Source organism: Phormidium sp. FACHB-592, from assembly GCF_014695795.1.
Classification (GTDB): Bacteria; Cyanobacteriota; Cyanobacteriia; order Leptolyngbyales; family Leptolyngbyaceae; genus Stenomitos.
On the sequence record NZ_JACJOZ010000032.1, the window covers coordinates 36,954 to 49,909 of the forward strand.

Genomic DNA, 12,956 nt, shown 5'->3' on the forward strand with positions numbered 1-12,956 from the left:
AAAGTTGTTAATCCAACTTTCTAAGCGATCTGATGCTCCCTAAGTTTATAACTGATTCTAAGCGTAGCTTTGCGTTTATAGCAGTACCAGGTGATTGATTGCTAGCAGCAATCAATCACCTTTTCAATGACCCTCTGATGACCTCAGGATTATTCTTAGAGCAAGTACAAGAATGATGACGACAAACAGCATCGTCCTCTCGCGTTGAGCTGCGATATCACGATGCAATGACCCGTTATGTGGTCTAGGTTAGCTTACTGATCGCTTGCGTGAGCGATCGCCGTGGTTCAATGACTCTGTTTAAGAGTTGCACCGCGTTTCTTAAACAGCGCGATCGTGCTCAAACTTAGTGGTAACTGGAAGCTAACTTGGCTAAAGCCGAGGCGTTACCTGGTTGTGTTAATTAGCCCCCCGGGATGCTTGCTTTGTCGGTAAAGATGCTCGCCCGAGCGAAATAAAGTGCCTGGGGCACGGATCTGTACCCCAAGCAGACAGTTCAGTGGTGGCGTAATGCCTCTCTTTTGCTTCTGATCGCTTTCGTTTGTGGCAACCAAGTCACCCCTCCGTTTGGTCGCGAAAAGAGCTTGGTCGCGAAAAGCGATCGTGCTACTCATCATCGTGTGCAAAACGATTGTAGAGATAGTCAAGAATATAGTTCCGCATTTTGTAGAATTCAGGGTCTTCCATGATGCGATCGCGATCGCGGGGTCTTGGAAAGGGAATTTCTAAGATTTCGCCGATCTTGGCAGCGGGACCATTGGTCATCATGACCAGACGATCGGCTAAAAACAGCGCCTCGTCAATGTCGTGAGTAATCATCAACACCGTGCAGCGATGATCATTCCAAATCTTGAGCAATTCAACCTGTAGTTCCTCTTTGGTAATGGCATCGAGTGCACCAAACGGTTCATCAAGAATCAGGACTTCTGGACGAATGGCTAAGGCGCGGGCGATCGATACTCGTTGACGCATCCCACCCGAAAGTTGCCCTGGTTGCTTGTGAGCAGCTTCTGACAGCCCAACCATCGCTAGGTGTTCTCGTACAATCTGTTTCTTTTCGGCTTCAGATTTGTTGGGATGTACAGAGTCCACTGCTAGATAAATATTTTCGTAGGCAGTGAGCCAGGGCAACAGAGCATAGCCCTGAAAAACGACCATGCGATCGGGTCCTGGTTCCGTAATGCGTTTACCGTGTAGTGTGACCGAGCCATGCGTTGGGGTGGCGAACCCTGACACCATATTCAATAAAGTTGATTTGCCACAGCCTGAATGACCAATCACGCAGACAAATTCACCTTCTTGAACCTGTAGATCGACCTGGTCAAGTACAACATAGTTGCCCTTCGGCGTGGGATAGACCTTAGAAACATTGTCAATGACGAGAAACGGTTCCTGTTTGGAATGAGCCTGTCTGGTAGTTTGAGTGGTTAGAGTTTGCATTGTTAGAACGGGTAAATGTGCTCGTTAAGACCTTTAAGACCTGTTTGGGATTGGTTATCAGCGATCAGCAGCCAGGAAAAACTGATCGCTGACGGCTGATCGCGCTTCTTAGTCGCTTAGGATATTGCGAGTGCATTATTCAGTGGCACGTCTGCCATGTAAATGTCATGTTTGACCTCTAAGTTGTTGAGATAGGCGATCGGGTCGTCGGCATTAAAGGTTGTGCCATCAAACAGTTGAATCGACCCTCGACTGTAGGTGATATCAGATAACCCCAGTTCCCGTGCTGCTGTACTGAACACACTGACCCGACAGACGCGCTCTAAAATTTCCACCCAATTGCGAGGAAAGGGAACGTCGCCCCAACGCGCCATTTGCGTCATCATCCACAGATGTTCTGTCCGGCTGGGGCGCGATACACCCTGACCATAGAACTGATGATGTGCGTATTCCTTGGGCGAAGGGTGAATACTGCACACGTGAGGATTGGGATCACCCAAATAGATGTATTGCAGGTCAGTGCCAAGGTATTCATGACGAGACAGAATTTCACGAATTTCTTCACTGTTTGCCTCGTCCATACAGTAGTGACACGCTTCTAAAAGAGCCTTCACAAGAGCAATGTGAGTATTAGGGTAGGCTAATGCCCAGTCCTCTCGCACACCCAGAACTTTACCGGGATGCCCATCCCACACTTCTAGATCAGTGGCGATCGTGTAACCAATGCCTTCTACTGCTGCCCGCACATTCCAGGGTTCACCAACGCAAAAGCCATCAATATTACCAGCTTGTAAGTTGGCAATCATTTGTGCTGGAGGGATGGTGTTGAGTTGGACATCACGATCGGGATGGATGCCAACGGCTGCTAACCAATAGCGGAGTAGTAAATTATGCATAGAGGCTGGATGCACCACACCAAAGACATGCTGTTTGTCTTGAGTAGCCAGTAGCATCTGCTTCAGGTCTTGTAGAGTATGAACACCCTGGTCATAAAAGCGCTTGTCGAGAGTAACGGCATTGCCATTACGGGTGAGTGTTAGGGCACTGACAGTTGGCAAAGAGCGCCCCTCCAAACCTCCCAGCGTGAGCCAGATTGGCATTCCTGACGGCATTTGGGCAGCATCAAGATAATTACCCGCAATGCCATCCTGAATGCCACGCCAACTGGATTCACGCACCAGGTTGACCTCATCCAGACCATGATGAGCGAAGAAACCTTTCTCTTTGGCAATGGCAAGCGGAGCGCAAGCAGTAAGTGGGACAAAGCCAATTTCCAGGTTGACTTTTTCCAAACCATGACGGGCAACCGCTCCTTTTTTGCGCGCTCGCAATTGTTTAATCCGCTTCTGCTGATTTAGAAAATAGATAATTTCACTCCGCATTGAGTAATAGCTGGGGTGATTCACCACTTCTAGTCGTTTGCGGGGACGAGGAATATCCACCGTCATCAGTTGCCCAATTTTGGATTCCGGTCCATTGGTCAGCATGACAATGCGATCGCTCAACAGCAGTGCCTCATCTACGTCATGAGTGACCATTACCGCTGTCACTTGGCTCTCTTCACAGATTTGCATTAAGCGTTCCTGCAAATTGCCCCGTGTAAGTGCGTCTAACGCGCCAAACGGCTCATCTAGGAGTAGCAGTTTAGGACGAATCGCAAGGGCACGGGCGATCGCCACTCGCTGTTTCATACCACCCGACAATTGACCCGGAGGCTTATCAGCAGCATGACGCAAGCCAACTAAATCAATGTGGTGCTCAATAATCTCATAACGTTCTTTTGAAGAGAGATACGCTAGAACCTCATCCACTGCCAGTGCAATATTTTCACGCACGGTGAGCCAGGGCAGCAGTGAGTAGTTTTGAAACACCACCATCTTGTCAGGTCCTGGTCGTTGGATGGTTTCGCCATCGAGCAGAACAATACCGTCGGTCGGTAAATCCAACCCTGCAATCATATTCAGCAGGGTTGATTTGCCACAACCCGAATGCCCAATGAGTGAGACAAACTCACCCTTACGGATTTCTAAATCAATGCCTTTTAGTGCTACATAGCTATTGCCATTCGCTAGGGAAAAGGTTTTCTCAAGTTTTTCAACAGCAACAAAGGTTGTCATGGGAGTAGGGAGTGGGGAGTGAGGAATAGGAAGCAAGGGGCAGAGGAGGCAGAGGGAGAGCTTTAATTTGTAAAGAGAGGGGCGAGAGAAGCGGTCTAGGGTATGTCTTATAAACGTTGCCTAGACTAAAACTCAAAACTTTTTCTGGCCCCTGACTACTGATTGCTGACCGTTGAGCGTGCAATCGACTCAAAACTCAAAACTTTCATATCACCGTTGTTCTTCTGGCAAAATTTTTGTTTGCAACCATGCCATGAACTTATCCAGCAACAGTCCTACAAAACCGATGTACACCAGTGCCAGAATAATTTCGCTCACTTGGCTATTTTGGTAGGCATTCCAGATGAAGAAACCGATGCCCACGATGCCGGACATGACAATTTCAGCAGCAATAATAGCCAACCAAGCTAGACCGATCGAGATGCGTAAGCCTGTGAAGATATAGGGCAAGGCAGCCGGAAAAAGCACTTTGAAGAAATACTTTTTGCGCGATAGCCGCAATACACGAGCAACGTTGTTGTAATCCTGAGGAATTTGTCTAACACCAACGGCTGTATTAATCAAAATGGGCCATACAGCAGTAATAAAGATGACGAACAACGCAGCAGGTTGGTTTTGTTGTAATGCGGCAAGTGCGATCGGTACCCAGGCTAATGGCGGTACAGTTCGCAGCAGTTGAAAGAGGGGGTCGAGAGCTTTGGATAATGTCTTGTTCAATCCAACCCAGATGCCTACGCTGATGCCGACCAGGGCAGCAAAGGTATAGCCGATCGCAACCCGTTGTAAACTAGCCCAAATCTGCCAGAATAAGCCCTTATCAGTACCACCTCTGTCATAGAAGGGATAGAGGATCAAAGTCCACGTCTCTTGGACAACCCGAATGGGACCTGGGAGTGTGGCTCCTGGAAGCCATGAGAAAAGCTGCCAAAGTGCAAGAAAAATGGCGATCGCGATGATCGGTGGTATTAAGTCACCTAGTCGTTCTTTCACCTTAAAGCGAGCCAATAAGGGCAGGTCAAACACGGTTGGGGTCGGTTGCTTACGAGCGAGCGTCATAGGTCTATCCTTTAAGTGCAATGGTGAATAATCAACGTCCTGTTGGTGGATCAAATTTCCACCTAACAACCTTTGAAAAACTGGTGCAGCGGTTCTCAGAAACCTACAAAGAAGTCACAACAAGTTTGCAGTGCAGGCAAGAGCTGTAGAGGCAGAAAGTAGGATGGGGTTGAGAAGATTGCTAAAGCTGATGGAGCGATAAGCCAGCTTCTAAACTCGCTTAATTTTCAAACTATCCAAATACGCTTGTGGGTTCTCAGGGTCAAACTTAGTGCCATCAAAGAAGGTCTCAACTCCACGAGAGGTACTTTTGGGAATATCAGCCGTAGCGACTCCTAGTTCCTTCGCAGCTTCCCGCCAAAGATCTTCACGGTTCACCTGTTTAATCAAATCGTTTGCCTTAGCCAACGTATCCTTCGGTAAAAAGCCCCAACGCACGCTTTCAGTCAGGAACCACAAATCATGACTCTGGTAGGGGTAAGAAACACTGCCTTTCTCGTCTTTCCAGTACAGTACTGCCATCGATTTATCATCAATCGATCGCTCACCCAGGTTGTATTTACCCATCAGCGGTTCTAGCAACACAGACTCTGGCATACCAAAGTATTCGCGCTGAGCCAGAATGCTTGCTAGCTCTTTGCGGTTGTCGAAGTTATCGCACCACTGCTGCGCTTCCATCACCGCTTTGAGAATGGCTTTAGTCGCCTTGGGATGTTTGTCTACCCAGTCTTTGCGAATGGCAAGGTATTCTTCGGGATGATTCTTCCAAAGTTCTGCAGTGAGGACTGGGATGAAACCGATCTTATCTGCCACAATCCGATGCGGCCAAGGATCGCCTGTACTAAAGGCATCCATTGCACCCCGCTTCATATCAGCAACCGTTTGAGCGGTTGGCACTGTCAACAGCTCAACCTCTTGATCGGGGTCAATGCCATTTCCAGCCAGCCAATAGCGCAGCCAAAATTCCTGGTTAGATTTAGGAAAGGTATACGCCGCTTTGAATTTCGAGCCTTCTGACTTCAGTTTGTTGAAGAAGGCGACTTGTTCCGTGATTTTAATGGATAGTCCCTTACCCAAGTGTTTGTTGCCGATCGCAATCCCATTGCCTTGGGTATTCAGCTGCGCCAACACATACATGGGCACTTTTGTATTGTCGGTAATGATGCCTTCTGAAATCAGATACGGCATCGGCATCTGCCATTGCCCACCGTCGATACCACCGCCAGCAGAACCAATCTTCACGTTATCGCGTGCAGAACCCCAGTTTGCTTGCTTATCAATTGAAACATCGGGCATCCCATACTTGGCAAACAGCCCTTTCACTTTTGCAACAATTAAGGGAGCGGCTTCAACAATAGGCATATAGCCTAGTTTGATTGTCTTGACTTCCGGTATCATTTCCGGCTTTAAATCGGCAACTGGAGTGGCAATTGGAGTAAATTGGGTTGTTTCTGGTGGATTACCTAAACAACCTTTTAAAAACACTGCGCTAGCCGATGCCGTGGCGATCGTCATGAACCGACGACGAGAAACATTTGAAAAATCAGACATAGAATCTCCTAACAGTCCAAGATGGGGCTGCAATCAAAAAGGCACACTGTCCAAACGGGGTTTTATCGTTTACAAAATTTTCAGGTTCATGCTGAATGAACCCATCAGTCCTTCACGTGAACCTGCTACCAGTGCTTGGTTAATAACAAAAGATGAATTTCTACCTGGCAAGAGGCATCAAACTATTAGCCTTTACCATAGATAAGAATCTATTCGTAGCAAGAAGCTAATAGCTAAAAATCTATCTTGAAAATACTTTAGCTGTATAGGCTTGAAAGATCAATTAGAGCCGCTATACAGAGTTGCTATGCGAAAGGTAAAGTTTTGCTTATCGATTGTGGCTTACCTTAAGCAAATAAACTATAGATTATGCGGCTTAAAGCCTAGAAGCGTCTCACCGCAGCTTTTTTGCGTGTTGCAATTGCTTGCTAAGGGATGCATGCACTACAGCGAACGGACGGCATCGATCGGGCAAAGTTTGAGATCTGTGTAAGCAATGCTGCCAGAGAACTGTCAGCCGACCAGAGGCACAGAGCAAAAAGAGCAAAAAGGCACGGATGATGAGTCGGACACTGCTTCATTTCAGCGCTACAGCAGTCTTAGCGGGATAAGGACGGAGGACAGTTGCCCTCTTACTTAGGCTTAGAACAGCATCGTTGCTCGGGGAGAACCGCACCTGCTGGCGATCGCAAAAGTGATTGCATTCCAGTGCGTTTGTACTAAAATGGGGTTGTTTTCGCGGGTCAAACTAATTTGCTTTTTGCCCGTAGCTAAGTACCAATCGCGTATGCGGTTGATCCCAATTTTGCTGTCTTACTAAGCGCTTTAAGGTTGGGGTCAACTCGTATATCAGAGAACCTCATTACTGGAGGAGAAAGATGGCACGTTTGGCTAAACCAGACGGTATGAGTAGAAGTGGTCTGGTGCACTATGTCGCCTTTTTTGTGGGTGCCTTGTGTCTAGTTGGACTAGCTTCGATTGCTCTGCATAAACTACTGCCAGTACTACGAGTGCTGGTGCCGGGGTTGGTTGGTTGGTGGCTTTGGCAGCGCCATTGCAAAGTGGAGAGACGACGACAAAAGCACTTACACACAACGTTTTACCAACTGCTGCGAGAGCATCACGGACAGATTACACTCCTTGATTTTGCGATGACAGCAGAGATAACCGCGATCGCGGCTCGTCATTATCTGGATAGCCGTGCCAAAGAGTTTGCAGCCCGCTTTGAAGTGACAGAGCACAGTGATGTAGTGTACGTCTTCTCATCACTGCAATTGTCTCGATCACCATCTGCCTCTATACCAGTAGTTGACACTGTCGCTGGTGACCACACTGGGGTAGCAGCGCTGCCCAACTCTCTAACGCAAACTGAACTCGCCAAACGGTTGGGCGTGGCAGCAAAAACTATCAGTCGCAAAAAGCACTTGCCGCTCTTAAGCGACTGGACTCAAACTCGCGATCCAGACGGTGTGGGCTGGTCTTATGCGGCTCAAACTCAGCGCTTTTTGCCAATTATCGATCGCCTAGTTGCACAAGCCGAAAAGGCTCCCTGAAATTTCAGAGAGCCTTCGGCATGGCATTAAAGCGGTTTTGGGCGATCGTTCATGGCGAAAGCGTTGGCTTACCAACCACTGACAACCAACAACTTACGCAAGCAATGCTTTTGCTTTCGCAACTACATTCTCAACGGTAAAGCCGAACTTCTCCATAATCGTGCCGCCAGGAGCCGAAACACCGAAGCGATCGACTGCAAGAATATTGCCCTCAGCCCCAGCATACTTCTGCCAGCCCATGCTGATGCCTGCTTCTACAACCAGGCGCTTGGTTACGGCTTTAGGTAACACGGATTCTTTGTAGGCGGCATCTTGCGCTTCAAAGAGTTCCCAGGATGGCATGGAAATGACGCGAACCTTTTTGCCTTCGCTGGTGAGTTGTTCAGCCGCTTTGACGCACAGACCGACTTCAGCGCCTGTACCAATCAAAATGACATCAGGTGTACCATCAGAGTCGATGACTGCGTAGGCTCCTTTTGCCACACCATCGATCGAGGAACCGGCTAGATTCGGCACTGCCTGACGTGAGAACGCAATCAACGTCGATCGGTTCTGGTTAGCATTTAGCACCGCTACTTTGTAAGCTCCTGAAGTTTCCGTACCATCAGCGGGACGTAGCACCGTGAGTTCGGGAATGGCTCGCAGCGAGGCGATCGTTTCTACGGGTTGGTGGGTAGGACCATCTTCACCCAGCGCAATCGAGTCATGGGTCATCACCCAGATTACGCCCGCTTGGGACAGTGCAGACAGGCGAATCGCGCCCCGCATGTAGTCCGTGAAGATAAGGAAGGTCGCACCATAGGGAATCAACCCAGACCCATGCAGCGCCATGCCGTTACAGATGGCTCCCATACCGTGTTCGCGCACGCCAAAGTGAACGTTACGGTTTTCGTACTGCCCTTTCTGGAAGTTGCCAGTTCCTTTCAGTTCGGTGAGGTTGGAGTGGGTGAGGTCAGCGGAACCGCCAATAAGTTCCGGCAGCACTTTCGCCAGCGCATTCAGGGTGATTTCGGAGTGTTTGCGAGTGGCAAGCTGTTTGTCTTCGGGCTTGTAGGTGGGCAAAACGCTCTCCCAACCGTCGGGAAGCTTGCCGCTGAGAAGGCGATCGAACGCCGCTGCTTTTTCGGCATATTTCGTCTTGTACTGCGCCCAGGTTTCATTCCACTCGGCTTCGAGGCTAGCCCCACGATCGATCGCTTTGCGAAGATGTGCCAGTGCATCATCGGGCACAACAAAGGGTTCGTACTCCCAGCCCAGGTTATCGCGAGTGAGTTGGATTTCATCGGGACCAAGCACCGAGCCGTGCGCATCTGCGGTGCCTTGCTTGTTGGGAGAACCGTAGCCGATCGTGGTTGTCACCTTGATCATGGTGGGCTTGTCGGTCACGGCTTTTGCTTCCGCGATCGCCTTTGCTAATCCTTCCAAATCCGTGTTGCCATCTTCAACATGCAGGACGTGCCAACCATATGCCTCAAAGCGCTTGGAGACATCTTCGGTAAAGGCAATGTCGGTGGAGCCGTCGATCGAAATGTGGTTGTCGTCATAGAGCGCGATCAGCTTGCCTAGCCCTAAGTGCCCTGCAAGAGAGCAGGCTTCACCCGATACGCCTTCCATGTTGCAGCCATCGCCCAAAATGACGTAGGTGTAGTGATCAACTAGAGTCAGGTCAGGCTGGTTGAACTTAGCTGCCAGATGAGCCTCGGCGATCGCTAACCCAACAGCGTTTGCAATCCCCTGGCCTAGCGGACCCGTTGTCACTTCTACGCCTGCCGTCTCAAAGTTTTCGGGATGTCCGGGTGTTCTCGACTCCCACTGACGGAACTGTTTGATGTCGTCGATCGTCACGCTGTCGTAGCCTGTCAGATGCAGCAGAGCGTACTGCAACATACAGCCGTGCCCCGCAGACAGCACAAAGCGATCGCGGTTAAACCATTTGGGATTCTTGGGATTAAACCGCAGAAACTGATCCCAAAGGACGAATGCCATCGGCGCAGCACCCATCGGTAAGCCGGGATGACCAGATTTGGCTTTTTCAACGGCATCGACCGCGAGAAAGCGAATGGAATTAATACAAAGTTGTTCGAGGGTTTGGGTGGTTGCGACAGCCATGACTTCTCTTAGTTTAATAACGGCGTGGGTGTGGGCAGGCGGACAGGGGCAAGCGATCGGGTTCAGTGATGCAATGAAGCAGCGCGTAGTTCAAATGGTTAATTCTACAATATGGCTCCCTCTCCTTAGGGAGAAGGGTGGCGAAGACGGTGTAAGGGCGTTGCAAAACCTTCAACTTACTCTACTAGATAAGGTAGAAAGAAATGATCAGAAAAGAGTGAGCAACAATACCTATCGCTTTCCATTTAAAGTTTATAGCGTAAGCTGCCAATGATCTATCCCTTGTGAACGCAAATCCATTCATTTTCACCTGAAGCGGCATTTAGGGTGAATGAACACTTAACACCCGGCCTCAACGACGCGCGCTCAATTTCATCTTGAGGTGGTCGCTAATTTGCGCGTCCGCCGCCTGCCGTTGGTTAGACAGCACCGTTCGTCTCGAAGGATTCTCTCAAGGGAGTGAAGTAAACGAGAGCCAAAATGATGCCGTCCACCAAGCTACCCACATAGAACAGGATGCTCACCCACCCTGATTCAACATAAGGACCATTAACGGGTATGAGAACAAATCCGAGGACGTAGCTCACTGGCAGGAGGGTCAATGCCCATCGCCTGAAACGGAAAAGCCCGACGGTAAGCACGGCAGCAAAAACAATAAATGTCATATCCACGACGACTAGAACAAGTTCGCCGTTCGCAAGCGGAGCGTTTTCTATTCTTGCGAGGTAACTTTGCAACTCGGGGGGGAGGGAGTTCTCGGTTGCGAAAGAGGTTACAACCCCGGCAATTACAAGTAGCCAACTGAGCACTAGCAATATTCTGAAGCTCTTCCGTGTCATATCGGTTCATCAAGAGAAAGATGGCTAACAATGCGTCTGGCATCAAGGGTAGAGGGGTGGAACAAAATCACATTGCCTTCCCCCCTTCCCCGTCTATCAGAAACGCTGCTCACCAGACTATAGATTTAGTGAAATTTACTTTGAGCATTGCTGCAACTTGCCATAACCTAACAGTAGCGACACAGCATGGGAGTAGTGTTGATGGCTCAATCGATTAATCCAATTGAACAGCGTCGCCAACAGCTTATTAATTGGTTTTTGCAAGAAAACCGCCACGAAAAGGGAGGAGCGCACTCAACGCATCCCTGGTGGCAGGTCATGTGTTTAACGGGTGTCGATTATTTCTCGACACTGGGCTATCAGCCTGGTATTGCGGCACTGGCGGCAGGGGCACTTTCGCCGCTAGCAACTTTAATCTTGGTGCTGTTAACGTTATTTGGTGCCTTGCCAATCTATCGGCGCATTGCTGCCAAAAGCCCTAATGGTGAAGGATCGATCGCCATGCTCGAACATCTGCTCCCTTGGTGGCAGGGCAAGCTGTTTGTGCTGTGTTTGCTGGGCTTCGTCGCGACCGACTTTATTATCACTATTACCCTTTCGGCAGCCGATGCGACGGCACACGTTATTGAAAATCCGCTGGTGCCAGACTTTCTACATGACCAGGCGATCGCCATTACGCTGGTCTTGATCGCACTGCTGGGTGCGGTGTTTCTGAGGGGGTTCCGCGAAGCGATCGGGCTTGCTGTTTTCCTGGTAAGTATCTATCTGCTGCTGAACCTGATCACCATTAGTGTGGGTGCATACCAGATTTGGCAACACCCATCGGCGATCGCAGACTGGCAAACTGCGCTCTTTACCCGACATCAAAACCCGTTTGCCATGCTGGGGGTCGCGCTGCTGCTCTTTCCTAAGTTAGCGCTGGGGCTGTCTGGGTTTGAGACAGGTGTTGTGGTAATGCCGTTAGTAAAGGGAAGCAGTACGGACACTGAAGAGTTTCCGCATGGGCGCATTCGCAACACCCGCAAACTGCTCACGGCAGCGGCAGTCATCATGAGCTTCTTTCTGCTGACCAGCAGTTTGGTGACAACACTACTCATTCCTACTGCCGAATTTCAGGCAGGCGGTAAAGCCAACGGACGTGCCCTTGCCTACCTGGCGCATTTCTATATGGGTGATGCCTTCGGTACCATTTATGATCTGAGCACGATCGCCATTCTCTGGTTCGCAGGAGCATCGGCAATGGCAGGGCTGCTCAACATTGTGCCACGCTATCTGCCTCGTTATGGTATGGCTCCGAATTGGACATTGGCAGCACGACCCTTAGTGGTGGTCTATACGCTCATTGCCTTTGTAGTCACGATTCTCTTTAAGGCAAACGTGGAAGCGCAGGGTGGAGCCTACGCCACTGGTGTGCTGGTGCTAATGAGTTCTGGTGCCTTTGCAGTCGCTCTGGCAGCGCGTCATCATCGATCGCAACGGGGCACGATTGCCTTTAGCCTCATTACGCTCGTGTTTCTCTATACCACTGTCACTAATATTATCGAGCGCCCAGAGGGCATCAGAATTGCTGCCTTCTTTATCGGCGCGATCGTGGCAACCTCTCTCATCTCACGAGTTTGGCGATCGACCGAGCTACGAGCAGATCACATTGAATTTGATGCCACGGCACGTCAATTCATTGCAGAAGAAAGTCAGGGCACCATCCGCTTAATTGCCAATCGGCTCCATACAGGCGATGTAGAGGAGTATTACTTAAAAGAACGAGAAGTCCGTGAGGACAACCTGATTCCCCCAACTGATCCCGTTTTGTTTCTTGAAATTCAAGTCGCTGATGCGTCTGAGTTTATTGATAAGATCCAGGTCGTAGGGGTAGAAGTGGGTAAATACCGTATTCTACGCGCTCAGAGTGCGGCTGTGCCGAATGCCATTGCCGCTATCTTGCTAGAGCTTCGCAACCAAACTGGCAAACTTCCACACGCTTACTTTGGCTGGATTGAGGGCAATCCCATTCAGTATTTGCTGCGCTTCATCCTCTTTGGTGAAGGCGATATTCCCGTCGTGACCCGTGAAGTGCTTCGTCGAGCAGAGCCTAATCCGGAGCAGCGTCCGGGGATTCATGTGGGGGGATGAAGGAGTGAAGGAGTGAAGAAGTGAAGGGGATTAGGGCTTCGCCTGGCTTCCTCTATTTCCCCTACATCTCTCCCTTGCATGTTAGCCTGACTCGACTGAATTGATCGCCCAACCCTTTAACTGGCAATGAGTAAAGTTCAGAAATGGCGGTGGTTGTCTAG

Annotated in this window: 8 protein-coding genes; 2 read left to right on the forward strand and 6 right to left on the reverse strand. The window is 49.7% G+C overall.

Annotation, left to right across the window (positions count from 1 at the left end; genetic code table 11):
• Positions 1 to 606: 606 nt before the first annotated feature.
• The 4 genes from H6F86_RS07435 to H6F86_RS07450 form a co-directional block, all read right to left on the reverse strand.
• Positions 607 to 1,440, reverse strand: a complete 834-nt coding sequence (locus H6F86_RS07435) for a nitrate ABC transporter ATP-binding protein (protein ID WP_190447646.1) — start codon at positions 1,438 to 1,440, stop codon at positions 607 to 609.
• 116 nt (positions 1,441 to 1,556) lie between these two features.
• A complete protein-coding gene (locus H6F86_RS07440) occupies positions 1,557 to 3,557 on the reverse strand; it encodes a nitrate ABC transporter ATP-binding protein (protein ID WP_190447648.1) in 2,001 nt (666 codons plus the stop codon).
• A 210-nt stretch (positions 3,558 to 3,767) separates the two neighbouring features.
• A complete protein-coding gene (gene ntrB / locus H6F86_RS07445; protein ID WP_190447650.1) occupies positions 3,768 to 4,613 on the reverse strand; it encodes a nitrate ABC transporter permease in 846 nt (281 codons plus the stop codon).
• Positions 4,614 to 4,823: 210 nt separating this feature from the next.
• Positions 4,824 to 6,164 (reverse strand): CmpA/NrtA family ABC transporter substrate-binding protein, encoded by a 1,341-nt coding sequence (locus H6F86_RS07450; protein WP_190447652.1) that lies wholly within the window; start codon positions 6,162 to 6,164, stop codon positions 4,824 to 4,826.
• Between the two features lie 878 nt (positions 6,165 to 7,042).
• On the opposite strand from H6F86_RS07450, the gene H6F86_RS07455 reads away from it, so the two are divergent.
• Positions 7,043 to 7,717 (forward strand): hypothetical protein, encoded by a 675-nt coding sequence (locus H6F86_RS07455; RefSeq protein ID WP_190447655.1) that lies wholly within the window; start codon positions 7,043 to 7,045, stop codon positions 7,715 to 7,717.
• 93 nt (positions 7,718 to 7,810) lie between these two features.
• Here H6F86_RS07455 and tkt read toward each other — a convergent pair whose 3' ends face one another.
• On the reverse strand, positions 7,811 to 9,826 hold the full coding sequence (gene tkt / locus H6F86_RS07460) for a transketolase (RefSeq protein ID WP_190447656.1): 2,016 nt from the start codon (positions 9,824 to 9,826) through the stop codon (positions 7,811 to 7,813).
• Between the two features lie 419 nt (positions 9,827 to 10,245).
• Positions 10,246 to 10,665 carry a hypothetical protein gene (locus H6F86_RS07465; RefSeq protein WP_190447658.1) on the reverse strand — a complete coding sequence of 140 codons (420 nt, stop codon included), beginning with the start codon at positions 10,663 to 10,665 and terminating at the stop codon, positions 10,246 to 10,248.
• A 201-nt stretch (positions 10,666 to 10,866) separates the two neighbouring features.
• On the opposite strand from H6F86_RS07465, the gene H6F86_RS07470 reads away from it, so the two are divergent.
• Positions 10,867 to 12,795: an amino acid transporter gene (locus H6F86_RS07470; protein WP_190447660.1), complete on the forward strand. Its 1,929-nt coding sequence runs from the start codon at positions 10,867 to 10,869 to the stop codon at positions 12,793 to 12,795.
• Positions 12,796 to 12,956 lie beyond the last annotated feature (161 nt).